The 24,553-nt window shown below is 41.6% G+C and carries 24 protein-coding genes; 23 read left to right on the top strand and 1 reads right to left on the bottom strand.

The features are described 5' to 3' along the window. Window positions 1–53: 53 nt before the first annotated feature. From spoIIP to deoC, 12 genes are all read left to right on the top strand, one after another. A complete protein-coding gene (spoIIP, locus tag DFR59_RS06990) occupies window positions 54–1,262 on the top strand; it encodes a stage II sporulation protein P (protein WP_114744922.1) in 1,209 nt (402 codons plus the stop codon). A 12-nt stretch (window positions 1,263–1,274) separates the two neighbouring features. Then, entirely contained in the window at window positions 1,275–1,607 is a 333-nt protein-coding gene (locus DFR59_RS06985; protein WP_170137270.1) for a DUF3679 domain-containing protein, read from the top strand. Between the two features lie 154 nt (window positions 1,608–1,761). After that, entirely contained in the window at window positions 1,762–3,597 is a 1,836-nt protein-coding gene (gene lepA, locus DFR59_RS06980; RefSeq protein ID WP_114744920.1) for a translation elongation factor 4, read from the top strand. 113 nt (window positions 3,598–3,710) lie between these two features. Next, complete coding sequence (hemW, locus tag DFR59_RS06975; RefSeq protein ID WP_114744919.1) at window positions 3,711–4,853, top strand: radical SAM family heme chaperone HemW; 1,143 nt, start codon at window positions 3,711–3,713, stop codon at window positions 4,851–4,853. Between the two features lie 85 nt (window positions 4,854–4,938). Further along, window positions 4,939–5,970, top strand: a complete 1,032-nt coding sequence (gene hrcA / locus DFR59_RS06970; RefSeq protein ID WP_114744918.1) for a heat-inducible transcriptional repressor HrcA — start codon at window positions 4,939–4,941, stop codon at window positions 5,968–5,970. A gap of 151 nt (window positions 5,971–6,121) precedes the next feature. Beyond that, window positions 6,122–6,706: a nucleotide exchange factor GrpE gene (gene grpE / locus DFR59_RS06965; protein WP_114744917.1), complete on the top strand. Its 585-nt coding sequence runs from the start codon at window positions 6,122–6,124 to the stop codon at window positions 6,704–6,706. A gap of 32 nt (window positions 6,707–6,738) precedes the next feature. Beyond that, window positions 6,739–8,568, top strand: coding sequence for a molecular chaperone DnaK (gene dnaK / locus DFR59_RS06960; RefSeq protein WP_114744916.1), 1,830 nt, complete (start codon window positions 6,739–6,741; stop codon window positions 8,566–8,568). Window positions 8,569–8,733: 165 nt separating this feature from the next. Beyond that, window positions 8,734–9,867, top strand: a complete 1,134-nt coding sequence (gene dnaJ / locus DFR59_RS06955) for a molecular chaperone DnaJ (RefSeq protein ID WP_114744915.1) — start codon at window positions 8,734–8,736, stop codon at window positions 9,865–9,867. Between the two features lie 24 nt (window positions 9,868–9,891). Next, window positions 9,892–10,830, top strand: a complete 939-nt coding sequence (gene prmA, locus DFR59_RS06950) for a 50S ribosomal protein L11 methyltransferase (RefSeq protein ID WP_114744914.1) — start codon at window positions 9,892–9,894, stop codon at window positions 10,828–10,830. A 29-nt stretch (window positions 10,831–10,859) separates the two neighbouring features. Then, entirely contained in the window at window positions 10,860–11,612 is a 753-nt protein-coding gene (locus DFR59_RS06945) for a 16S rRNA (uracil(1498)-N(3))-methyltransferase (protein WP_114744913.1), read from the top strand. A gap of 5 nt (window positions 11,613–11,617) precedes the next feature. Beyond that, complete coding sequence (gene mtaB / locus DFR59_RS06940) at window positions 11,618–12,976, top strand: tRNA (N(6)-L-threonylcarbamoyladenosine(37)-C(2))-methylthiotransferase MtaB (protein WP_114744912.1); 1,359 nt, start codon at window positions 11,618–11,620, stop codon at window positions 12,974–12,976. A gap of 149 nt (window positions 12,977–13,125) precedes the next feature. Further along, on the top strand, window positions 13,126–13,797 hold the full coding sequence (gene deoC / locus DFR59_RS06935) for a deoxyribose-phosphate aldolase (RefSeq protein ID WP_114744911.1): 672 nt from the start codon (window positions 13,126–13,128) through the stop codon (window positions 13,795–13,797). A 38-nt stretch (window positions 13,798–13,835) separates the two neighbouring features. Here deoC and DFR59_RS06930 read toward each other — a convergent pair whose 3' ends face one another. Next, entirely contained in the window at window positions 13,836–14,759 is a 924-nt protein-coding gene (locus tag DFR59_RS06930) for a Na/Pi symporter (RefSeq protein ID WP_114744910.1), read from the bottom strand. A gap of 277 nt (window positions 14,760–15,036) precedes the next feature. On the opposite strand from DFR59_RS06930, the gene rpsU reads away from it, so the two are divergent. From rpsU to DFR59_RS06875, 11 genes are all read left to right on the top strand, one after another. Then, window positions 15,037–15,210: a 30S ribosomal protein S21 gene (gene rpsU / locus DFR59_RS06925; RefSeq protein WP_006838418.1), complete on the top strand. Its 174-nt coding sequence runs from the start codon at window positions 15,037–15,039 to the stop codon at window positions 15,208–15,210. 14 nt (window positions 15,211–15,224) lie between these two features. Continuing rightward, a complete protein-coding gene (locus DFR59_RS06920; RefSeq protein ID WP_114744909.1) occupies window positions 15,225–15,671 on the top strand; it encodes a GatB/YqeY domain-containing protein in 447 nt (148 codons plus the stop codon). Window positions 15,672–15,830: 159 nt separating this feature from the next. Then, complete coding sequence (locus DFR59_RS06915; protein ID WP_114745256.1) at window positions 15,831–17,156, top strand: NfeD family protein; 1,326 nt, start codon at window positions 15,831–15,833, stop codon at window positions 17,154–17,156. A gap of 7 nt (window positions 17,157–17,163) precedes the next feature. After that, window positions 17,164–18,168: a flotillin-like protein FloA gene (floA, locus tag DFR59_RS06910; RefSeq protein WP_425454698.1), complete on the top strand. Its 1,005-nt coding sequence runs from the start codon at window positions 17,164–17,166 to the stop codon at window positions 18,166–18,168. Between the two features lie 29 nt (window positions 18,169–18,197). Continuing rightward, entirely contained in the window at window positions 18,198–18,569 is a 372-nt protein-coding gene (locus DFR59_RS06905; RefSeq protein ID WP_114744907.1) for a hypothetical protein, read from the top strand. Between the two features lie 109 nt (window positions 18,570–18,678). Beyond that, window positions 18,679–18,963: a sporulation protein YqfC gene (gene yqfC, locus DFR59_RS06900; RefSeq protein ID WP_114744906.1), complete on the top strand. Its 285-nt coding sequence runs from the start codon at window positions 18,679–18,681 to the stop codon at window positions 18,961–18,963. A gap of 12 nt (window positions 18,964–18,975) precedes the next feature. Further along, on the top strand, window positions 18,976–20,163 hold the full coding sequence (gene yqfD / locus DFR59_RS06895; protein ID WP_114744905.1) for a sporulation protein YqfD: 1,188 nt from the start codon (window positions 18,976–18,978) through the stop codon (window positions 20,161–20,163). A gap of 3 nt (window positions 20,164–20,166) precedes the next feature. Then, window positions 20,167–21,129, top strand: a complete 963-nt coding sequence (locus DFR59_RS06890; protein ID WP_114744904.1) for a PhoH family protein — start codon at window positions 20,167–20,169, stop codon at window positions 21,127–21,129. A 233-nt stretch (window positions 21,130–21,362) separates the two neighbouring features. Continuing rightward, window positions 21,363–23,525 carry an HD family phosphohydrolase gene (locus DFR59_RS06885; protein WP_114745255.1) on the top strand — a complete coding sequence of 721 codons (2,163 nt, stop codon included), beginning with the start codon at window positions 21,363–21,365 and terminating at the stop codon, window positions 23,523–23,525. Continuing rightward, a complete protein-coding gene (ybeY, locus tag DFR59_RS06880; RefSeq protein WP_114744903.1) occupies window positions 23,522–23,995 on the top strand; it encodes an rRNA maturation RNase YbeY in 474 nt (157 codons plus the stop codon). Before DFR59_RS06885 ends, ybeY begins: the two co-directional genes overlap by 4 nt. Further along, window positions 23,976–24,368, top strand: a complete 393-nt coding sequence (locus DFR59_RS06875) for a diacylglycerol kinase family protein (RefSeq protein WP_114744902.1) — start codon at window positions 23,976–23,978, stop codon at window positions 24,366–24,368. The genes ybeY and DFR59_RS06875 overlap by 20 nt, the downstream gene beginning before the upstream one ends. The last annotated feature ends 185 nt before the right edge of the window (window positions 24,369–24,553 follow it).

Below are 24,553 nucleotides of genomic sequence, written 5' to 3'. Positions count from 1 at the left end.
TTTTTCTATCAAAGTCATAGATTGTATTAGAAATCGCTAGAAAGGGTGGAACGATGAGACCAGCCAAAAATCCAAGCTATGCCGTCGCAGTCCATTTCACGACAATCTTAAAAGGGTCCTTGCTATTTTTGTTCGCACTCCTGTCGATCTTTTCGCTTTCAGGAATCCTGACATCCCTTAATCCCCAATATAGAATCAGTTCGAATTCGGTCAATCAAGCTGCGGAGAATGTTTCTGGAGCAGCACTCTACAAAATGTTCACTTTCGAAAATAGTGCTTTCCTAAGTGCTATGCCGAAGGAAGCATCTGATGGGGAAAGTGCAGGAACAATGCTGATGAAGCTTGCAGCCAATGTAAACCTCGAAGATCCAAGGAGCTTTTTGGGAAGGGAGCTCCCGGGATTTTCAATATTTGATAGTGATATTCTAGTGGCGGGCGAAGGCACCAACTATACAAATATGCCGATAGAGTCCATTCCACCAAATAAAGTCCTTGACCCAAACAATGACGCAGAATTGCAGAATACGGATTCCATTGGAAGTGCACCTGTCGGATCGAATTCATCTGCCCCTCCGTTGACGACTGGCGGAAAAAATAGAGTCTACGTCTATTTTACACATACCAACGAGTCCTATCTGCCATATCTAAAAGGTGTGACCGACCCTGATTTAGCCTATCATTCAAAAATTAATGTAACGAAGCTGGGCGATGAATTAAAAGTTGATCTAGAGAATTCAGGAATTGGCACAACGGTTGATAAGACAGACATAATTGCAAGATTAAATAAAAAGGAATTGACCTTTGCAAATGCATATCAAGAAGCACGTCCAGTTGTTGCATCTGCTATGAATAGTGATAAGAATCTACAATACTTCATAGACATTCATAGGGATTCGAGGAGGAAAAAAGACACGACAATCCAAATCAATGGACAGGATTATGCAAAAATTGCATTTGTAATAGGTGAAGAAAATCCAAACTATGAAAAAAACGCAAAATTAGCGTATGACTTGCATAAATTATTAGAAAAAAAATACAAGGGGCTCTCTAGAGGGATAATTCCTAAAAAGGGGGCTGCAACAAACGGCAAATTCAATCAAGACCTCTCTCCCAATTCGATTTTAATTGAAGTCGGGGGAGTCGATAATACATTTGAGGAAATGGATCGAACCATCAAGGCATTTGCAAATGTCTTTGCAGAAAATTATTGGCAGGCCGAAAAGGTTCAGAACGATCAATCCGATCCACCATCAAAGCAATAGAGGTTGATGAAGATGAAAATGTTCATGTTAAAATGCATCCTTCTTGTTTCTATATTATTTATCGGTGTTTTAATGGGCATGGAAAAAGCGAATGAAGGAATGCACAATCTCAAAGGACAGGATGCGGGATTGGAATCGCCTCTTTCCATAAAAAAAGATAGCGGCGGCGATGTTGAAGCATCTGTATTAGGAAAAGATGTTTCTTCCAGTGATATTGAAACAAAGAAAAAGCAGCTGCAAGAAATGAAAACATTCAACTTCTTTTCGAGTATCGGTAAATCCCTTGCTGATTCAATCCGATCTTTGATGGAAAAACTGGTCAATCTTATTGCGTCACTCATATAATAAATGAATGCACGTCCAAAATCAGGACGTGCATCTTTCATGTTTTGAATTAAGCGGCATTATAGTGATTCCTGATTTTCGTTGAATCTTCCATTTTGTGCTGATATAATCAAAAATAGTGTACATGTGTCGAAAAACAGGAGTGAAACATTGAATGAATCGTGAAGAGAAATTAAAAAGACAACAAAAAATTCGCAACTTCTCGATCATCGCTCATATTGACCATGGAAAATCAACACTAGCTGACCGCATCCTGGAAAAGACAAATGCTTTAACATCCAGGGAAATGAAAAACCAGCTTCTTGATTCCATGGACTTAGAGCGTGAACGCGGAATTACGATCAAACTGAATGCTGTACAGTTAAATTATAAAGCAAAAGATGGAGAAGAATATATCTTCCATCTTATTGATACACCGGGGCACGTCGACTTTACATACGAAGTTTCCCGAAGCCTTGCAGCGTGCGAAGGAGCAGTCCTTGTAGTTGATGCAGCGCAGGGTATTGAAGCGCAGACACTGGCAAATGTTTATCTTGCCATTGATAATAACCTGGAAATCCTCCCGGTCATCAACAAGATCGACCTTCCTGCTGCTGACCCTGAACGCGTAAGGAAAGAAATCGAAGATGTAATCGGACTCGATGCCTCAGAAGCTGTGTTGGCTTCAGCAAAAGCCGGCATCGGAATAGAAGATATTCTTGAACAGGTTGTTAAGACTGTGCCTGCCCCTGAAGGAGATCCGGAAGGTCCGTTGAAAGCATTGATCTTTGACTCCCTCTACGATTCCTACCGAGGAGTCGTCGCATATATCCGCGTCGTTGAAGGATCCGTCAAGGTCGGGGATAAAGTGAAAATGATGGCGACCGGTAAAGAGTTCGAAGTGACGGAATTAGGGGTATTCACACCAAAAGCAACGATGCGCGATGAATTGACTGTAGGGGATGTTGGATTCCTGACAGCCGCTATTAAAAACGTCGGGGATACACGCGTCGGTGATACCATCACAAGTGCTAAAAAACCTGCCGCAGAACCGCTTCCAGGCTACCGCAAACTTAATCCGATGGTATATTGCGGACTTTATCCGATTGATTCTTCCAAGTTCAATGACTTGCGTGAAGCATTGGAAAAATTGGAGCTGAATGACTCGGCCCTGCAATTCGAACCGGAAACATCCCAGGCGCTTGGCTTTGGTTTCCGTTGTGGATTCCTTGGACTTCTTCATATGGAAATCATCCAGGAGCGCATTGAACGTGAATTCAAGATCGATCTTATCACCACTGCACCTAGCGTTATCTACAAGGTCACTATGACTGATGGAGAGGAACTTAATGTCGACAATCCATCCAACATGCCCGATCCTCAAAAAATCGATTATGTCGAAGAGCCGTATGTCAAAGCGACCATGATGGTGCCTAATGATTTTGTCGGTCCTGTAATGGAGCTCTGCCAGACAAAGCGTGGAATCTTCATTGATATGCAGTACATGGACGAAACCCGTGTAAGTGTCGTTTATGAAATTCCTTTATCAGAAATCGTTTATGACTTCTTTGACCAATTGAAGTCGAATACAAAAGGGTATGCGTCTTTTGACTATGAATTGATCGGCTATAAAGCTTCCAAGCTGGTGAAAATGGATATTCTGTTGAATGCAGAAAAAGTAGATGCCCTCAGTTTCATCGTTCACAAGGACTTTGCTTATGAGCGTGGTAAAGTCATTGTTGATAAGCTGAAAGAATTAATTCCGCGCCAGCAATTCGAGGTTCCGATCCAAGCGGCCATCGGACAGAAGATTGTGGCCCGATCTACAATCAAGGCCATGCGCAAGAATGTATTGGCAAAATGCTACGGGGGAGACATTTCCCGTAAGAGAAAGCTTCTTGAAAAACAAAAAGAAGGTAAGAAGCGCATGAAGCAGGTAGGTTCTGTTGAAGTGCCTCAAGAAGCGTTCATGGCTGTCCTGAAGATGGACGATCAAAATAAACCGAAATAAAAAAATTATGAAGGGGAGCAGTTACGGAATCCGGCACTGCCCCTTTTTCTTATGACTCTAGTTTTAAAATATTGCCGAAAAAGCAAAGATAATGAAGAAATGACGGTGATTTCATGATTGAATCTGCATATATCCATATACCGTTCTGCCACCATATTTGCCATTACTGCGATTTTAATAAGTTTTTCTTTGAAGGCCAGCCAGTCGATGAATATCTGGCTTCTCTCAAAAAGGAAATGACATTGGCCATGGATAAATATCCTGCAGAACGGCTAAAGACCATATTTGTGGGAGGCGGGACCCCGACTGCACTAAATGAAAAACAATTAGAAACCCTCTGCAGGAATATTAGGGAAGTGCTGCCTTTCGATCAAGGAGAATTTACTTTTGAGGCAAATCCTGGCGACCTTTCTATTGAGAAGCTGAAAATTTTGAAGGAATATGGCGTCAATAGACTCAGCTATGGGGTGCAGTCCTTTAATGATGAACTATTAAAGCGGATCGGCCGCTCCCATAAAGCAGAGGATGTGTATGCATCCATTGCCAATGCGGAAAAAGCAGGTTTTGATAATATCAGCATCGATCTGATCTACAGCCTCCCAGGGCAGACACTTGCTGATTTTAAAGAGACAGTGGAAGAAGCATTGAGGTTCGGGCTGCCGCATTATTCCGGATATTCACTTATCGTTGAGCCGAAAACGGTTTTTTATAACTTGATGAGAAAAGGAAAGCTTTTGCTCCCGACTGAAGAAACTGAAGCAGAAATGTATGGACTTCTGATGGAAAAAATGGAAGTTTCCGGCCTTAAACAGTATGAAATCAGTAATTTTGCCAAGCCGGGGTTTGAAAGCAGACACAACTTGGTATATTGGAACAATGAACAGTATTTTGGATTTGGAGCAGGTGCACACAGTTATACAAAAGACAGCCGGAACTCCAATTATGGCCCATTGAAGAAATATATGCTCCCGCTCGAGGAGGATCAGCTTCCTTTCATGGAACAGCATAAAGTGACCATTGCGGAAAAAATGGAAGAAGAGATGTTCCTCGGACTAAGAAAGACTGAGGGAGTATCCATTGAATTGTTCGAGCAAAAATTCGGCGAATCCATGATGGATATTTTCAATGCGCCGATAATAGAAATGTCTGAGCGTCAATTGGTGGAAATAGATAATGGGCATTTAAAATTGACAAGGGAAGGAAAGTTTTTAGGGAACGAGGTTTTTCAGTCCTTCCTCGGAGTAATTCAATCCTAAATCATTGACATCATTTTATCATTTTGATAATTTAATATTAGATTTAGCACTCATCATTTTAGAGTGCTAACAGAGGTGATGAATGTTGTTAACAGATCGACAACTTTTTATTCTTCAAGTCATAGTTGATGATTTCATTCGGTCTGCACAACCTGTCGGCTCACGCACCCTTTCAAAAAAAGAAGAAATCTCCTTTAGTTCCGCGACTATACGGAATGAAATGGCCGATCTCGAGGAATTGGGTTTCATTGAAAAAACCCACACTTCTTCAGGAAGGGTACCTTCGGATAAAGGATACAGGTTTTATGTAGACAATTTACTGTCTCCCCAAAAGCTGAATCCTAAGGATGTAGGAGTCATCAGGTCTATTTTTGCAGATAAGCTGTATGAGATGGAAAAAATCGTGCAGAATTCTGCGAAAATACTTTCCGAATTGACAAATTATACTGCTATCATCCTTGGACCTGAGGTTAAGGAAAATAAACTGAAGAGGCTTCAGATTGTTCCTCTGAACCAAGATACAGCCGTGGCGATCATCATTACTGATACCGGCCATGTGGAAAATAAACTTTTTCCTGTTCCGCCAGGGCTCGATTCAAGCGGACTGGAGAAGCTGGTCAATATTCTGAATTCGCGTTTGTCCGGAACACCGTTGGCTGATTTGAAAGATAAGATTTATAAAGAAGTCGCCCATATTTTGAGCCAGCATATTCAGAACTACGATTCCATCATGAAGACAATGGCGGAAACCATAACGGTTCCAAACCATGAAAAGATTTTTTTCGGCGGAAAAACAAACATGTTGAATCAGCCTGAATTCAATGATGTTCAAAAAATCAGGTCGATTATGAACCTTATAGAGCAAGAGCAGGGTATTTACGATCTGTTCAAAAAGGCTCCCAAAGGAATTCATGTAAAAATCGGCAAAGAGAACAACAATATCACGATGGAAAACTGCAGCTTGATAACGGCAACTTATTCCATGGGTGATGAACAATTAGGCAAAATTGCCATACTCGGCCCGACCCGGATGGAATATTCCAGGGTCATCAGCCTATTGGATTTCTTAACGCATGATATGTCTCTCGCATTGACGAATTTGTATCAAAGCGAATGATAGTGGACATATTGTTAGGGGAAATACATGAGGCTGATTCAAGTAGGGCGCATGTTCAGGATGGAATAATTCCTTCTTTTAGACAGCGCCCCGGAATCAGCCGTTAATCTTTATAGAATAGAAGCACACTATTTTAAGGAGGTGAAAGGCAATGGCAGAAAAAACAAACAACACTGGAGAAATGAACAATGAAGCAGTGGACGAAGTGGTAGAGGAAGTATTTGATGAAGCTGAATCTGTCGATGAAGAAACAGTTGAAGCGGCAGAACAGCAAAACGAAGAGGGTTCAAGTCTTGCTTCTGAATTGGAAGCAAAACTGGAAGAGTCCGAAAACCGCTACTTCCGTCTGCGCGCTGATTTTGAAAACTTCCGCCGACGTGTCAATTTAGACAAAGAATCGAGCGAAAAATATAGAGCGCAAAGCTTAATATCCGATCTACTTCCGGCCATTGATAATTTTGAGCGTGCTATGCAGATGGCACCTGAAAATGAACAGACAAAATCTCTTCTACAAGGGATGGACATGGTTTATAGAAGTTTGATCGAGGCATTGAAAAAAGAGGGTGTCGAACCGATCGAAGCAGTCGGAACAGAATTCGACCCACATCTTCACCAAGCGGTCATGCAAGTGGAAGACCCTGGCCATGAATCAAATGTCGTGGTTGAAGAATTCCAAAAAGGGTATAAGCTTAAAGATCGCGTCATCAGACCATCTATGGTTAAAGTCAATCAATAAACGATACATATAAATAAAGGAGGAAATCTTTCATGAGCAAAATCATTGGTATCGACTTAGGAACAACGAACTCATGTGTTGCTGTCCTTGAAGGCGGGGAAGCGAAAGTAATTCCAAATCCCGAAGGCAACCGCACTACACCTTCTGTAGTGGCATTCAAAAATGGCGAGCGTCAAGTTGGGGAAGTTGCAAAGCGCCAAGCCATCACAAATCCAAACACAATCATTTCTGTAAAACGTCATATGGGTACAGGCCATAAAATCGAAGCAGAAGGAAAAGAGTATACTCCACAAGAAATCTCTGCAATGATCCTTCAATATATTAAATCATACGCAGAAGACTATCTTGGCGAAAAGGTAGAGAAAGCTGTAATCACAGTTCCTGCTTATTTCAATGATGCTGAGCGCCAGGCTACAAAAGATGCTGGTAAAATTGCCGGCCTTGAAGTAGAGCGCATCATCAACGAGCCAACAGCTGCTGCTTTGGCATACGGTATGGATAAAATGGATGAAGACCAAACAATCCTGGTTTATGACCTTGGCGGCGGTACTTTTGACGTTTCTATCCTTGAACTGGGAGACGGAGTATTTGAAGTCCGCTCCACTGCAGGTGACAATCGTCTAGGTGGAGATGACTTCGACCAAGTCATCATTGACTACTTAGTACAGGAATTCAAAAAAGATAATGGCATCGACCTTTCAAAAGATAAAATGGCTCTTCAACGCCTGAAGGACGCTGCAGAGAAAGCGAAGAAAGATTTGTCTGGTGTAACATCCACTCAGATTTCCCTTCCATTCATCACTGCAGGGGAAGCAGGACCTCTTCATTTAGAAGTGTCTTTATCCCGCGCTAAATTCGATGAAATTTCTGCAGGTCTTGTAGAAAGAACAATGGGGCCAACTCGCCAAGCATTAAAAGATGCCGGCCTTTCCCCATCTGAAATCGATAAAGTAATTCTTGTCGGTGGATCAACACGAATCCCTGCCGTACAGGAAGCAATTAAAAAAGAAATCGGCAAAGACCCGCATAAAGGCGTTAACCCTGATGAAGTTGTTGCAATGGGTGCAGCAATCCAAGGTGGAGTACTTACCGGAGATGTAAAAGACGTCGTTCTTCTAGATGTCACTCCGCTATCCCTTGGAATTGAAACAATGGGCAGCGTGTTTACAAAATTGATCGAACGCAATACAACGATCCCTACTTCAAAATCACAGGTGTTCTCTACAGCGGCTGATAACCAAACAGCAGTTGATATCCATGTGCTTCAAGGGGAGCGTCCAATGGCGTCAGACAACAAAACCCTTGGCCGATTCCAATTGGCAGACATCCCGCCGGCACCGCGTGGAGTACCTCAAATCGAAGTTAAATTCGACATCGATAAAAACGGTATCGTAAATGTAAGTGCCAAAGATCTTGGCACAGGAAAAGAACAAAACATCACAATCAAATCTTCTTCCGGCCTTTCTGAAGATGAAGTACAACGCATGGTAAAAGAAGCAGAAGAAAATGCAGATGCAGATAAAAAGCGCAAAGAAGAAGTTGAGCTTCGCAATGAAGCAGACCAGCTTGTCTTCACCACTGAAAAGACTCTTAAAGACTTAGAAGGTAAAGTTGAAGAGGATGAAGTGAAAAAAGCGGAGGCTGCCAAAGATGAATTGAAAGCAGCAATCGAAAAGAACGACTTGGAAGAAATCCGTACAAAGAAAGATGCTCTTCAAGAAATCGTTCAAAATCTTTCCATGAAGCTTTATGAAGAGGCTGCAAAGCAACAGCAGGCTCAACAAGGCGCAGATGGGGATGCAAAAGGCAAAGATGATGATGTCGTTGATGCAGAATACGAAGAAGTAAACGACGATAAATAATCTAAGCTGGTCAAGTTAAAACATTGAACGAAAAAGTCAAAGTCAGGTCATTCTTGGCTTTGGCTTTTTGTTTGGCATGAGGCGCCTTCCGCTTTTAATGCTTGCAACTAAATTTTGTTCAATGTTAAAATAATCTTTATGTGAATCGAATCGGGAGTGAATTTTATGAGCAAACGGGATTTTTATGAGGTCCTAGGCCTTTCTAAAGGTGCAAATAAAGACGAAATTAAAAAGGCGTATCGAAAGCTTTCTAAAAAATATCATCCTGATATCAATAAGGAAGCGGATGCTGCCGATAAATTTAAAGAAATAAAAGAAGCCTATGAAGTCTTGAGCGACGATCAAAAACGCGCTCATTATGACCAATTCGGCCATACCGATCCTAATCAGGGATTCGGAGGATTTGGCGGTGGATCAGATTTCGGAGGCGGTTTTGGAGGATTCGAAGATATCTTCAATACCTTCTTTGGAGGCGGAGGCGGCCGCAGACGCGATCCGAATGCCCCTCGACAAGGTGCGGATCTGCAATATACTATGACTCTTTCGTTTGAAGATGCCGTATTTGGCAAAGAAACGGAAATAGAAATTCCTCGCGAAGAAACGTGTGAGACATGCCATGGATCTGGTGCAAAGCCGGGTACTAAACCGGAAACATGTTCCCATTGTAAAGGTGCAGGTCAGCTGAATGAAGAGCAGAATACACCATTCGGAAGAATTGTGAACCGAAGAGTCTGCCATTACTGCAATGGTACCGGCAAAGAAATCAAAGATAAATGTACTACTTGCGGTGGAACAGGAAAAGTTCAAAAGCGCAGAAAAATTAGCGTTAAGATTCCTGCCGGTATAGATGATGGTCAGCAGCTTCGAATTTCAGGACAGGGCGAACCGGGAATCAATGGCGGCCCTGCAGGCGATCTTTATGTGGTGTTCCATGTAAGATCCCATGAATTCTTTGACCGGGACGGCGACGATATTTATTGTGAAATGCCGATAACATTTGTTCAATCTGCACTTGGTGATGAAATAGAAGTACCTACCCTACATGGCAAGGTGAAGCTGAAAATCCCTGCTGGAACACAGACTGGAACGCGCTTCAGATTAAAAGGAAAAGGCGTCCCGAATGTAAGGGGATATGGCACCGGCGATCAGCATATCAAAGTGAAGGTTGTGACTCCAACAAGGCTGGATGATAGACAAAAGCAGCTGTTGAGAGAATTTGCAGAGATCAGCGGAAGTGTTCCTGATGAACAGCAAGAAAGCTTTTTTGATAAAGTCAAACGCGCCTTTAAAGGCGAATAATACTGAAACGGAGTTGGTAGTTCAATGAAATGGTCAGAAATTAGCATCCATACGACAAATGAAGCGGTTGAACCGATTTCAAACATCCTTCATGAGGCAGGTGCCAGTGGAGTGGTGATCGAGGATCCTTTCGAATTAGAGAAAGAGCGGGAAGACCAATTCGGCGAAATCTACCAACTTAATCCTGATGACTATCCTGAAGAGGGTGTCATCGTAAAGGCGTATCTCCCAGTCAATAGCTTCCTCGGTGAGACGGTTGAAGAAATCAAACTGGCTATTACCAATCTTGTATTGTTCAATATCGATATCGGCTTGAATCATGTCACAATCAGTGAAGTAAACGAAGAAGAGTGGGCAACAGCATGGAAAAAGTATTACAACCCTGTGAAGATTTCAGAGAAGTTTACAATTGTTCCTACTTGGGAAGAATATCAGCCTGTCAATAGTGATGAACTGATCATTGAACTCGATCCAGGGATGGCCTTTGGAACTGGTACTCACCCAACTACTGTAATGTGTATACAAGCATTGGAGCGGACAGTGAAAAAAGGCGATCAAGTAATTGATGTGGGTACGGGTTCTGGTGTTTTGAGTATTGCTGCAGCCATGCTGGGTGCTGAAAAAGTAACAGCTTTGGATCTTGATGAGGTAGCTGTGAACTCTGCGCGACTCAACATCAAACTAAACAAAGTCCACGATATTGCCTCTGTTGCACAAAACAACTTGTTGAATGGAATCGATCAACAAGTGGATGTGGTTGTTGCCAATATATTGGCGGAAGTAATCCTTCTATTTACGGAAGATGCTGCAGCGGCAGTGAAGCCTGGAGGCTATTTCATCACCTCAGGAATAATCGGGCAGAAAAAACAGATGGTCAAGGATGCCCTTGAATCAGCAGGATTCGCAATCGAAGAAACCATGCTTATGGAGGACTGGGTTGCAATCATTGCAAAGAAAAAGTAAAAGATTAGCCATGAACAGGGGTGCCCTCGATGCAAAGGTATTTTATTCCGGAACCATATAATGGAGAAGACAAAGTGATATTGCATGGTGAGCAGTTTCACCATATTGTCAGAGTCCTTCGGATGAAGGAAGGCGATTCCTTTTACATTGTGTTTAAAAGCGGGGAAGCGGCCATCGCAGAGATACAAGAAATTTCCAATGAAGAACTTGCTGCTGCCATTGTAGAATGGGAGCATAGTTACAAAGAACTGCCGATCGATGTGGCCATCGTGAGCGGTCTGCCAAAAGGGGATAAATTGGAATTGATCGTACAAAAAGGGACAGAATTGGGCGCCAATCACTTTGTCCCTTTTATAGCCGACCGCTCCATCGTGAAATGGGATGAAAAAAAAGGAACAAAAAAGGTGGAGCGATGGAATAAAATTGCTCTTGAAGCTGCGGAGCAGTCGCATCGTAATGTGGTGCCTATTGTAGATGCGCCCATCAAGCTAAAGCAGCTGTTAGAATTGTCGAAGGATTATGATTATAAATTGGCTGCTTTTGAGGAAAGTGCAAAAAAAGGAGAAAAATCTGCTTTTGCCGCTATATTGCAGGAAATTCAACCCGGACAATCCGTCATGATTGCTTTTGGGCCAGAAGGCGGGTTAAGTGAAAAAGAAGCAGCGATGTTCGAAGAGAACGGTTTTATCCTTTGCGGCCTCGGGCCAAGAATATTAAGAACGGAAACAGCGCCGTTATATGCATTATCGGCCATTTCCTATCAATTTGAGTTATTGAGGTGAATAGAATGCCAACTGTTGCTTTTCATACACTTGGATGTAAAGTGAATCATTACGAAACAGAAGCTATTTGGCAATTATTTAAAGCAAATGGATATGAACGGACAGAGTTTGAGTCAACCTCTGATGTTTATGTCATTAATACATGTACTGTAACAAATACCGGAGATAAAAAAAGCCGCCAGGTCATCCGCCGTGCCATCAGGAAGAACCCAGACGCTGTCATCTGTGTGACAGGGTGCTATGCGCAGACTTCCCCGGCTGAAATTATGGCCATTCCAGGAGTAGACGTTGTCGTCGGGACACAGGACAGGGTCAAGATGCTTGAATATATTGAACAATTTAAACAAGAACGCCAGCCAATCAATGGTGTAAGAAATATCATGAAAAATAGAGTTTATGAAGAGCTAGATGTACCTGCATTTACAGACCGCACGAGAGCCTCACTGAAAATTCAGGAAGGCTGCAATAACTTCTGTACATTCTGCATTATCCCTTGGGCACGTGGATTGATGAGATCCCGTGATCCACAGGAAGTCATTCGCCAGGCGCAGCAGCTCGTTGATGCAGGATATAAAGAAATCGTCCTTACCGGAATCCATACAGGCGGATACGGTGAAGATATGAAGGATTACAACCTTGCTCAATTACTGAAGGATATTGAGAAGAATGTAAAAGGTATCAAAAGACTTCGAATCTCTTCTATCGAAGCAAGCCAGCTTACCGATGAAGTCATTGAGGCCATCGATCAGTCAAATATCGTAGTCCGCCATCTTCATATTCCACTTCAATCTGGTTCAAATACCGTTCTGAAGAGAATGAGAAGAAAATACACCATGGAATTCTTCGGAGAAAGATTGTCCATGCTTAAGAAGGCTCTGCCTGGACTTGCTGTGACTTCTGACGTCATTGTAGGGTTCCCTGGAGAATCTGAGGAAGAATTTATGGAAACTTATAATTTTATAAAAGAACATAAATTTTCCGAGCTTCACGTATTCCCTTATTCGAAGAGAACAGGAACACCTGCTGCAAGAATGGAAGATCAGATTGATGAAGAAGTCAAAAACGAGCGTGTTCACCGCTTGATTAACCTCTCTGATCAGCTTGCAAAAGAATATGCTTCTCAATTTGAGGATGAAGTGCTTGAAGTCATCCCGGAAGAAGCGTTTAAAGAAGCAGAAATGGAAGGAATGTATGTAGGCTACACAGATAACTATCTGAAAGTTGTCTTCCCTGCATCAGAAGAAATGATAGGAAAGCTTGTAAAAGTGAAAATCACCAAAGCAGGATATCCATATAATGAAGGACAGTTCGTACGTGTCCTTGAAGACCTTCCAACCCAGGAAGAAACAGAACAAGTTGTTTAACTTCGATAGCCGCAGAGATTTTCTGCGGCTTTTTTATGAGAATAATAAAAAACAAAAATGCTTAATCTAAAAAGAAAAAATTATGTCGAATTTCTAAAGGAACAATGGTATATTAAAGAGGTACGTACAACTGAAAGGGGTTTTATGACATGACACAAAATATTGCAAAAATGATTGATCATACACTATTAAAGCCAGAAGCAACAAATGCCCAAATTGAGGTATTATGCTCAGAAGCAAAAGAATACGGATTCGCTTCCGTCTGCGTCAATCCTACATGGGTGGCAAAGGCATACGAAATGCTTAAAGATACTGATGTTTTAGTTTGTACTGTAATCGGTTTCCCATTAGGTGCAAGCACTCCTGAAACAAAAGCGTTCGAAACAAAGAACGCTATTGAAAATGGTGCTAAAGAAGTCGATATGGTCATTAATATCGGTGCATTGAAAGATGGAAACAATGATCTAGTTGAAAAAGACATTAGAGCTGTTGTCGAAGCAGCTAAAGGCAAAGCGTTGACAAAAGTCATCATCGAAACTTGCCTTCTTACTGATGAAGAAAAAGTCCGTGCATGTGAACTTTCAGTAAAAGCTGGAGCGGATTATGTGAAAACTTCAACTGGATTCTCAACTGGCGGTTCAACCCCGGAAGACGTTGCACTTATGAGAAAGACTGTGGGCCCGGATGTCGGCGTAAAAGCTTCAGGCGGAGTAAGAAGTGCTGAAGATGCAGACAAAGTGATCAAAGCTGGCGCAACAAGAATCGGAGCAAGCTCAGGCGTGAAAATCGTACAAGGTTTGACTGCAGATTCAGATTATTAATTTTCAATGAGTGAAGTGAAGGCGATAATGCCTTCACTTCATTTTTTTATCCCATGAACATGTTCAATGAATTTTCCGAATTTCATTGAAAAAGGCAGGACGATTATTGAGCAAAGAATATTATAAATGACACTGGCATGGGCAAGCTGCGAGGCTGGACCATCAGAAAAAAATGCGGAGACTCGTCCCAGTTGATGAATGAATGGGAAAAATAATAATGCCCCTCCAATATTGAGCCAAACATGGGCAAAAGCAGTGAGCCTTGCCTCATTCCCTGCACCGATAGCTGCAAGGAGCGCAGTGATGCATGTCCCGATATTGGCGCCTATCATGAATGAAATGGCAGAATCAAGTGAAACGGTATCTGCTTGAAGAAAACTCATCATCATCCCGGTTGTTGCTGTGCTTGATTGGACAGCTGCTGTAAAGACAGCTCCAAAAACCAATGGGATAATCAGCGAGTGATCCATAAAAAGGAATATTTTTTTTACGAACCCATACTTAAGCAGCGGATCTGCAAGCCACTCAAACCCGCGCATGGCTGCAAAAACAAGGGCAAGTCCTATAAGGACCCATCCTGTGCTCCTAGCTGTACGTTTTCTAAAGAATAAAAGAAGGAATCCAGGAATGGCTGCAGGCAAAATAAACGAATCAATCGGGAATGAAATAAACTCAAGAGTGAATGTGGTGCCGATATTTGTTCCTAAAATCACCCCGATAGTCTGCGGAAAAGTAATCAGTCCTGCAGATACAAACCCGATTGTCATGACCATGACTGCTGCACTGCTGTGCAAGATCCCTGTTACAGCAGTACCGGCCGCCATTCCTTTCAACGGAGTTTCAGTAAAGCGGTGAAGCCATCTATTCAATTGCTTTCCAGATAAATTATATAAACCAATCCTCATCCAAGTGATTCCCAGAATGAAGCATAAAATGAAAGATAAAAATAATAGCAGCAGCAATGATTTCCCCTCCTATTGTTAATCATATGAAGAAAAAATAGGGGACATGCCAATATATATGAAGAATTCCGCTGTAAAATCTTGACCTGATGAAACAGTTATATTATAATTGCAAAGTACATGGTATTCCGCATTAATAAATGGGTTGAATTAACTTTGTTAAGCGGACAAGATGTATTAAGCTATTCCTGATGGATAGCTCAATACGAGGATGCATGAGAAATCACTCTTTGCATTTGCATGTACGTGTAGTGTGTTCGGAGGGAGGGAAAGAGAGATGTCAAAAACAGTTGTTCGTAAAAACGAATCGCTTGAAGATGCTCTTCGTCGCTTCAAACGCTCAGTTTCTAAAACAGGAACTTTACAAGAGTACAGAAAGCGCGAATTTTATGAAAAGCCAAGCGTAAAACGCAAGAAAAAGTCCGAAGCTGCTAGAAAACGCAAGTTTTAAGAGAGGGTGTAGTTATGAGTCTTCTCGAACGTTTAAACGGTGATATGAAACAAGCGATGAAGAATAAGGAAAAAGAGAAGCTCTCCGTTATTAGAATGCTTAAAGCTGCATTGCAAAATGAAGCTATTAAATTAGGCAAACAAGAATTAACGGAAGACGAAGAGTTGACAGTTCTTTCTCGCGAAGTCAAGCAACGCAAAGACTCCCTTCTGGAATTTGAAAACGCTGGTCGAGAAGATTTGGCGGAAAAAGTTCGCACAGAAATAACTTTCGTTGAAATATACATGCCTAAACAGCTGTCAGAGGAAGAAGTTGCACAGATTGTTAAACACACTATTTCTGAAGTAAACGCTTCATCTAAAGCTGATATGGGTAAAGTGATGAGTGCGCTGATGCCTAAAGTAAAAGGCAAAGCAGATGGGTCACTCGTGAGCAAACTCGTTCAACAACTTTTATCTTAACATAACTATTACAAAGATCCGCAAAGATTGCTTTGCGGATCTTTTTCATGTCTAATATAAAGTATTTATAAATATATTTCGGAAAACTGAAACCTTTTGTGAAGAAAAGCGTAGAAGAAAATAAGATTATGAATAAGGAGGGAGGCGGCATCGGTGAGAATGAAGAAAAAGATTGCAGCAATCCTGCTATTGTTCATGGCAGTATTATTGATTCCTAGTATTGCCAAGGGATCTGCACAGCATAAACTGGTTTATATCATCCCTGTCCATGATGAAATTAGCAGATCGCTTACGGTCTTTATTGACAAATCGATTAAAGAAGCAGAAAAAAATAATGCTGATCTCATTTTGTTTGATATGGATACTCCGGGTGGATCAGTATCAGAAGCTGTGAACATTGGGAAAAAGTTTGAAGAGACCGAGATTGAGTCTGCAGTCTATGCCGATTCCAGGGCATTATCTGCAGGGGCGTATATTGCATTGCACGCCGATCATATTTATATGACCCCTAATGCCACGATGGGAGCATCGGCAATCGTCGACCAAAAAGGGAATATGGCAGATAAAAAAGCAAAAAGCTTTTGGAGAGCAGCAATGAAGAATGCAGCGGAGCAGCATGGAAGGAATCCGGAATATGCAATAGCAATGGCAGATCCGGAATTCGATATGCCAAATTTAAATGCAGGCAAAGGGGATTTATTGACATTGACTGCTGACCAGGCTGAAAAAGTCCGCTACTCAGAAGGAACCTACAAAAATGTAGAATCCTTATTATCGGACATCGGATATAAGGATGCGAAAGTAGTGAAAATGGACTTAAGTCCATCTGAAAAATTCGCAAAGTTCCTGACAAATCCCTTCATTGTTCCAATCCTTTTGACTGTTGCAAGCCTTGGTCTCGTACTCGAATTATATTCACCTGGTTTTGGGATAGCCGGGACAGCTGGCCTTAGTGCACTTGTATTGTTTTTTTATGGGCACCTTGTATCGGGATTGGCTGGATACGAGTCGCTTGTGATGTTCATCATCGGGCTCCTTCTCTTAGTCATAGAATTGTTTGTGCCTGGGGCTATTGCAGGAATACTAGGCGCAGCGGCAATCATCGTAAGCTTATACATGGCAGCAGGGAATGTGATGTATATGGGTATTTCTATTTTAATTGCTGCAGCTGCAGCAATCATTGGAATGATTGTTATGGTGAAAATTTTCGGTAAGCAAATGAAGATGTTTAAAAAAATGATTCTTTTTGACTCTACCAATACCGAGAGCGGATATGTATCAAATGTAAATAGGCTGGAGCTTATTGGGCGCATCGGAATTGCCAAGACTCCTCTACGGCCTGCGGGGACCATTCTCATCGATGATGAAAGAGTGGATGTCGTTAGTGAAGGCGGATACATTGCCAAGGATGTAAAGGTCATGGTGATGAAAGTGGAAGGGTCGCGGATCATTGTACGGGAATATTTAAAAACAGAAGAATTTTAAGGAGGAAATGTTGATGGATGCAGGAACGATACTTATTTTATTGGCCATTGCATTAGGGATCATCGTATTAGCTGTATTATTTACATTTGTCCCTGTCATGCTTTGGGTTTCAGCATTGGCAGCCGGAGTAAGGATAAGTATATTTACCTTGATTGGAATGAGGCTGAGACGCGTTATCCCAAGCAGGGTAATCAATCCTTTGATTAAAGCATCAAAAGCAGGATTGAATGTCACAATCAATCAGTTGGAAAGCCACTACCTTGCCGGAGGGAATATTGACAGGGTGGTCAATGCACTGATTGCGGCACACCGGGCGAATATTGAACTTTCATTTGAACGATGCGCTGCTATCGACCTTGCAGGCAGGGATGTGTTGGATGCCGTTCAAATGAGTGTAAACCCAAAAGTAATTGAAACGCCATTTATTGCCGGAGTGGCAATGAATGGGATTGAAGTGAAAGCGAAAGCAAGGATCACTGTCCGGGCCAATATTGAAAGATTGGTAGGGGGAGCAGGTGAAGAAACCGTCATTGCCCGTGTTGGGGAAGGGATTGTCAGTACGATCGGTTCTTCCGAGGATCATAAAAAGGTACTGGAAAATCCAGACTTGATTTCACAAACCGTCTTGACTAAAGGTTTGGATGCCGGTACTGCATTTGAAATCCTCTCCATTGATATTGCTGATGTTGATATCGGCAAAAATATCGGTGCGGAACTTCAAACGGAACAAGCGGATGCAGACAAAAAAATCGCACAAGCTAAAGCTGAAGAAAGACGTGCAATGGCTGTCGCGAACGAACAGGAAATGAAGGCAAAAGTTCAGGAGATGCGGGCGAAAGTGGTTGAATCCGAGGCAGAGGTCCCTCTTGCCATGGCAGAAGCTTTGAGGGCAGGGAATATCGGCGTAATGGACTATATGAACTTTAAGAACATTGATGCGGATACAGACATGCGTGAATCCATTGGCAAAATGACAGGGGATGCTAAGGAAAAGCCAAAAAATACGAAGTGATTGCCCCTAACTGAAGGGAGGTTCCAGCAATGGAAATTCTCATTCCTATTGCAATAGGGATCATTGGACTGATTTTTAAAAAAATCGCGGAACAAAAGAAAGTTAATGAACCTGGCCAGATTAAGAAAACGCCAGTTGAACAACAGTCGATTAGTGAAAAAGCAGTAATTCAGTCTTCAAAGTCAAGGATGAATTCGGCTGAGGCTCGAACTGACTACTATAATAAGAAAAAGACAGCAGAAGAAACGGTTGTCCAAAATACCGCAGACAGCGCCCAAAAGGAAGACAAGGAAACCTGGGGCCCATTTGGATCGGAGCTGACAGGTGATGAGCTTGTAAGATCTGTTGTGCTTGGCGAAATATTAGGTCCGCCTAAATCGAAGAAACCATACCGCAGATAGAATTAGACAAGTATTGACGACTATCGTTTCTATGAATGTATTTAAATAAAAAAATGTGCTGAACCCGCTTTTTTTCTCATACATATGAGAGGAAAGGGGGTTCTTTTTTATGGCCAAAAATATCGCACAAAGGGTTCGGACCTGGATGACTAAAAAAATGGACCTGCCGGAAGATGTCATAATGGACCTTCCTCGAATCACCATGATTGGACAAATACATATTTATATTGAAAATCACAGAGGACTATTGGGTTTTTCAGATAGAGAAGTGAGGCTGCTGTTAAAACAAGGGCAGCTCTTGATCAAAGGTGACTCTTTTGTCATCAAAACTATATTGCCCGAAGAAATCATGCTAGAAGGAAAAATTGGTGAAGTCCTGTATTTGGATGAATAGGAGGAAAAAGTCTTGAAGAATCATTGGCTGACTTTTTTTGGAGGAACCGTGAAAGTAAAGGTGCAAGGCGGCGGTTTAGAACGATTCATTAATGCACTAATCCGATCGAATATGTCAGTATGGAATGTGAAGAGGCAGGGAAGCGATACTATTACCTTCATGATGCGTCTGGATGATATTTCTGTCCTTCGAAAGGTAAAAAGATCTTTCCCTTGTAAACTGTCATTCCTAAGGGGGGAAGGAGCACCTTTTTTGTTGAAAAGATCCATGAAGAATGCCGGTTTTATGTTAGGTATCCTTCTTTTCTTTGTAATCATTACTATTCTATCCAATATCGTATGGGGGATAGAAATCAAGGGAGCGACCCCCCAAACGGAACATTCAATTCGGAAACAGTTGGATCGAATGGGTGTGCAGGTTGGTAAATCTCAGTTCTTTATGAAGGATGTTGAATCGATACAACGGGAATTAAGTAATTCATTAGACAACATCACTTGGGTTGGTGTGGTCTTGAAAGGGACAACTTATCATTTTCAAGTGGTCGAAAAAAATGCACCTGAGAAAGTGGTGGAAACTGGTTTCCAAAACTTAATCGCATCCAAAAAGGCCACTATTGTAAAAATGTTTGTGGAAGAAGGACAAACAATGGTCAGTGTGCATGACAATGTAGACAAAGGGCAGGTTTTAGTGTCAGGCTATATCGGTAAGGACAAGCATGCAAAATTGGTCGCTTCTAAAGGAGAAGTCTGGGGACAGACATGGTATAAAAGCAGTGTGGAAATTCCACTCGAATCAGAATTTCATGTATTGACAGGAAAGGAAAAAATTAAACATACCATTAAGCTATGGAATTGGGAATTCCCGATTTGGGGCTTCGGCGATAATAAAATGAAGGAACATGTAGAAGATAAGGTAAAACATCCAGTCAAATTTTTAAAATGGACATTGCCAATCAGCTATAATAAAACCACCATTAGAGAAGAAGAAACCGGGAAAAGGACATATACAAAAACAGATGCTTTAAGAGAAGGCAAAGAGCTTGCGAGAAACAGTCTGAAAGCGCAATTGGATAAAGATGCAAAAATCATAGATGAAAAAGTTTTGCATGAAAAAGTCGAGAATGGTAAAGTAGTCTTATCATTATACTTCCAAGTTGTAGAAAACATTGCGATTGGACAACCGATCATTCAAGGAGACTAACGAATGTCAGAAAACCTAAAAGAAATGAATCTGCACATAGATAATCCGAACGAAGCAATTGCATTATTTGGAAATTCCGACTCTAACTTAAAAATTATGGAGGATGAGCTGGGGGTTTCCATTGTCACCCGCGGCGAGGCCATTTACGTTTCAGGTGATGAAGATTCAGTATCCCTTGTAAACGAATTGATTCAAGAACTTCTCTTTGTTATTCGCAAAGGGATAAACATCAGCGGACGGGATGTATTGTATGCCGTTGAATTAGGGAAAAAAGGAAGACTTGAGTCTTTTTCCGATCTTTATGAAGAAGAAATAACGAAAAATGCAAAAGGCAAGCCGATTCGTGTCAAAACGCTGGGACAGCGCCAGTATATTTCTGCCATTAAAAAGAAGGACCTTGTTTTTGGAATAGGTCCTGCTGGAACAGGTAAGACCTACTTGGCGGTTGTCATGGCTGTCGCTGCCCTTAAACTTGGCAGCGTGAAAAGAATCATTCTTACGAGGCCGGCAGTTGAAGCCGGTGAAAGCCTTGGGTTCCTGCCTGGAGACCTGAAGGAAAAAGTCGATCCTTATTTAAGGCCGCTATATGATGCCCTGAATGATGTCCTAGGAGCAGAGCATACACAGAGGCTTATTGAAAGAGGCACAATCGAAATCGCTCCCCTTGCCTATATGCGCGGCAGGACATTGGACGATGCTTTTGTCATCTTGGATGAGGCTCAAAATACGACGCAGGCACAGATGAAAATGTTCCTTACCAGACTTGGATTTGATTCAAAAATGGTCATTACAGGGGATAGGACCCAAATTGATTTGCCAAAAGGAGCCCAATCAGGGCTGGTTGCCTCAGAAAAAATCCTTAAGGATATTTCCGGCATCTCCTTTGTATACCTGGAACATAGCGATGTAGTAAGACATCCTCTTGTTTCAAGCATCATTCAAGCATATGAAAAAAATGACCAATAAAAACTAACCGGCAATGAAGTCATCTCATCACAGACTTCATTGCCGGTTTTTCTTCTTCCTAATGGGTGCATGTTTGGAAAAATATAAATGAAGATGAAATTTGATGAAAAAACTGTTATCATTTTACATAATCACATATGGTCAATAGGACTTATTAGGACTTACCTATCTATTAGGTGATAGGAGAGGATAAAGTGGAAACGTTAATCTCGAAAATTCGCAATTTTCTAAGCATGAAGATGTTTACAGGAATCATCTTCATCGGGCTTGCCCTTTTGATTTACGGAATGCTGTACAGTAATGTGAAGCCGGAGACATATGATATTGAGCTGTTTTCTGTTGCACAGAAAAATATATATTCGCCAAAAACCGTAATTGATGAACAAAAGTCCGAGATTGAGAAGGATAAAGCTGCAGAAGAGGTCCCGAATGTCTATGAATATAAAAAGGAAGCAGCTCAAAATAGGGTAGCTCTCATTTCCTCCGTTTTTGATTTTATTGAAGAGGTAAGGCAGGAGCCTTCTGACGAAGGGGATTCTGCAGCAGAGGGGGATCTTCCTGATGAAACGGGGGTTGATTCAATCACTGCATCAGGTAAGCCCAAAAAGACAATTGATGAACAATTATCTTCTTTAAAGGAGAAACTCTCCAAAAACACTACTGAAGATGTGACAAAATATCTGCCTGACTCCGTATTCAAGTCTCTCCTTGAAGCGAATGAATCAGAACTATCAAGGGTCAAAAGCGTGGTATTGAATCAAATTGAATCCATAATGGGTGATAAAATCAAAGAAGAAGAAGTCCAGGGCGCCCGAAAGGAACTCGAAAAAAGGATGACTTCATTAAGTTTTACAAAGCCCGTCCTTGATGCAGGAATTGAATTGGGGAAGTACGCCATCGTCCCGAATAATATATACAGTCCAGAATTAACGAAGGAACGCAAGCAGCAGGCAATGGATGCGATTGAACCCGAGAAGATCTTTCAAGGGGAGCTGCTGGTGCAAAAGGATCAAACCATTGATAAAGAAGTATACAGGAAACTGAAGCTTTTAGGACTGTTAAAAAGCAACCCTACTATAAAGCCGTTGATAGGATTGGCCATTTTTGTCTTCATGATTGTCGGAACGCTGTATCTCCATTATCACCATGTTAAGGAACCAGAGGAAAAAAATCAGAACCGCTTGATTATGATCAGCATCATCCTCTTGTCGTCTTTATTGATCATGAAAGTAATCGATTTAGTGGAAGAATTGGACATAGAAGATATCGCGTATTTATTTCCAGCTGCAATGGCTCCTATGCTTGTGAGAATCCTATTGAATGATCGTGTGGCAATGATCGTCACTATCATCCTGGCCGCATGCGGCAGCATCATCTTCCACGGCGGGGTGGACGGTACGATTGATGTGGAGATTGCCCTGTATATTCTTTTCAGCGGACTATCAGGTATCTTATTCATATCCAATCAAAAGCATAGAGTGAATATTTTGCAGGCAGGGATCTTTGTTTCATTTGTCAATGTGCTGCTGCTGTTCTTCCTTGTATTGATGGGGAACGGACAGTTTACACGAATGGAATATGTTTATTACATTATCTTTGCTTTTGTATCCGGGATTACTTCAGCAGTATTGACGATAGGCTTCCTTCCGTTTTTTGAAGCTGGATTTGGTATTTTATCATCAATGAAGCTCATCGAATTATCCAATCCAAATCATCCATTGTTAAAGAAAATATTGACTGAGGCACCTGGTACCTACCATCACAGTGTAATGGTTGCCAATTTGGCTGAGGCTGCCTGTGAGGCAATCGGTGAGAATGGCCTGCTTGCACGAGTAGGCTGCTACTATCATGATATTGGCAAGACAAAAAGGCCAGTCTTTTTTATCGAGAATCAAGTGAATATTGATAATCCTCATGATCGGTTATCACCCGAGGCAAGCAAGGATATCATCATTGCCCATGCCACCGACGGAGCGAATATGCTGAGGAAATATAAAATGCCTCAGGAAATCATCGATATTGCGGAACAGCATCATGGGACGACGCTTTTGAAGTATTTTTATTATAAAGCGAAGGAAAAAGATGAAGATATTGATGAAGCAAGCTTCAGATACCCCGGACCTAAGCCGCAGACTAAAGAAGCGGCAATCATCGCTGTGGCAGACAGTGTGGAAGCAGCTGTCCGGTCAAAAAACAACCCTTCACCGGAGGAAATCAGCAAAGTGGTCCATCAAATTGTTCAAGACCGTTTGAAGGATGGACAATTCAGTCAATGTGATATAACCTTGAAAGAGCTTGAGGTAGTGAAGAAGACATTTTGTGAAACGCTGAATGGTATATTCCACTCAAGGATAGAATATCCAGAAATGAAAAAACAGAAGGTGAAAGAAGCATGACGTTGATGATTGATTTTATGGATGAAACCAATGAAATATCCATGGATGACCAGGAACTTGTTCAAAGCTTATTGGACTTTGCGGCAAAAATGGAAGAAGTCGAACCGGATAGTGAACTTTCGATTACTTTCGTTGATAATGAAAAAATACAGGAAATCAATCGACAATACAGAGATAAGGATAGTGCTACAGATGTTATTTCTTTTGCACTCGAAGAGCTTGGCGAAGGGGAATTAGAAATAGTTGGTGCAGACATGCCGCGGGTTTTAGGTGATATCATCATTTCTGTCCCAAAAACAAGAGAACAGGCAGAGGAATATGGACATTCTTTTTCAAGGGAGTTAGGATTCCTTGCACTCCATGGATTCCTTCATCTGCTGGGCTACGACCATTTGACAGAAGAAGAGGAAAAAGAAATGTTTGGACGCCAAAAAGAGATTTTGGACAGTTATGGACTTAAAAGAGCTTAGGCAGTCATCGAAAATCCGGCAGTTTGCAGCTTCTTTCTTGTTTGCGGGCAACGGGCTTAAATATGTCATGAAGCATGAAAGGAATTTCAAATTCCATATTGGAGCTTCTATCATTGCCATTATTCTCGGCACCCTCCTTTCTTTAGAAAAATGGGAATGGCTGATTCTGCTGTTGACGATCTCAGGTGTCCTTTCCTTGGAAATAATCAATACAGCCATTGAGAAAACGGTGGACTTGGTAACGGAGGAATACCATCCGACAGCTAAAATGGCAAAAGACTTGGCTGCCGGCGCTGTCCTGCTGGCTGCCATCTTTTCCGTCATCATCGGATGCATACTTTTCCTTCCGAAAATTGCACACTTTTTTCTTTAATTCATAAACTAATATTGATTGAGTGGGATGTGGATGATTTTTCTGCATCCTTTTTCTATATACCGATATTGGAAAGGTAATAAGAGAAAAATTTCCTAAATAATGTGCATCTGTTTGAAAACGTTTTAGAATTGGGATAAAATGAATTCACTGCAGCAATTCATGTCCTAAATAATTGATTTTTT

This window comes from Falsibacillus pallidus, assembly GCF_003350505.1.
GTDB classification, from domain to species: Bacteria; Bacillota; Bacilli; order Bacillales; family DSM-25281; genus Falsibacillus; species Falsibacillus pallidus.
This window is presented reverse-complemented; position numbering and strand designations above follow the sequence as displayed.

Coding starts and splice junctions, on each gene's coding strand:
- spoIIP (WP_114744922.1), top strand. CDS start 54: ATGAGACCAGCCAAAAATCCAAGCTATGCCGTCGCAGTCCATTTCACG.
- DFR59_RS06985 (WP_170137270.1), top strand. CDS start 1,275: ATGAAAATGTTCATGTTAAAATGCATCCTTCTTGTTTCTATATTATTT.
- lepA (WP_114744920.1), top strand. CDS start 1,762: ATGAATCGTGAAGAGAAATTAAAAAGACAACAAAAAATTCGCAACTTC.
- hemW (WP_114744919.1), top strand. CDS start 3,711: ATGATTGAATCTGCATATATCCATATACCGTTCTGCCACCATATTTGC.
- grpE (WP_114744917.1), top strand. CDS start 6,122: ATGGCAGAAAAAACAAACAACACTGGAGAAATGAACAATGAAGCAGTG.
- dnaK (WP_114744916.1), top strand. CDS start 6,739: ATGAGCAAAATCATTGGTATCGACTTAGGAACAACGAACTCATGTGTT.
- dnaJ (WP_114744915.1), top strand. CDS start 8,734: ATGAGCAAACGGGATTTTTATGAGGTCCTAGGCCTTTCTAAAGGTGCA.
- prmA (WP_114744914.1), top strand. CDS start 9,892: ATGAAATGGTCAGAAATTAGCATCCATACGACAAATGAAGCGGTTGAA.
- DFR59_RS06945 (WP_114744913.1), top strand. CDS start 10,860: ATGCAAAGGTATTTTATTCCGGAACCATATAATGGAGAAGACAAAGTG.
- mtaB (WP_114744912.1), top strand. CDS start 11,618: ATGCCAACTGTTGCTTTTCATACACTTGGATGTAAAGTGAATCATTAC.
- deoC (WP_114744911.1), top strand. CDS start 13,126: ATGACACAAAATATTGCAAAAATGATTGATCATACACTATTAAAGCCA.
- rpsU (WP_006838418.1), top strand. CDS start 15,037: ATGTCAAAAACAGTTGTTCGTAAAAACGAATCGCTTGAAGATGCTCTT.
- DFR59_RS06920 (WP_114744909.1), top strand. CDS start 15,225: ATGAGTCTTCTCGAACGTTTAAACGGTGATATGAAACAAGCGATGAAG.
- DFR59_RS06915 (WP_114745256.1), top strand. CDS start 15,831: ATGAAGAAAAAGATTGCAGCAATCCTGCTATTGTTCATGGCAGTATTA.
- floA (WP_425454698.1), top strand. CDS start 17,164: ATGTTGATGGATGCAGGAACGATACTTATTTTATTGGCCATTGCATTA.
- DFR59_RS06905 (WP_114744907.1), top strand. CDS start 18,198: ATGGAAATTCTCATTCCTATTGCAATAGGGATCATTGGACTGATTTTT.
- yqfC (WP_114744906.1), top strand. CDS start 18,679: ATGGCCAAAAATATCGCACAAAGGGTTCGGACCTGGATGACTAAAAAA.
- DFR59_RS06890 (WP_114744904.1), top strand. CDS start 20,167: ATGTCAGAAAACCTAAAAGAAATGAATCTGCACATAGATAATCCGAAC.
- DFR59_RS06885 (WP_114745255.1), top strand. CDS start 21,363: ATGAAGATGTTTACAGGAATCATCTTCATCGGGCTTGCCCTTTTGATT.
- ybeY (WP_114744903.1), top strand. CDS start 23,522: ATGACGTTGATGATTGATTTTATGGATGAAACCAATGAAATATCCATG.
- DFR59_RS06875 (WP_114744902.1), top strand. CDS start 23,976: ATGGACTTAAAAGAGCTTAGGCAGTCATCGAAAATCCGGCAGTTTGCA.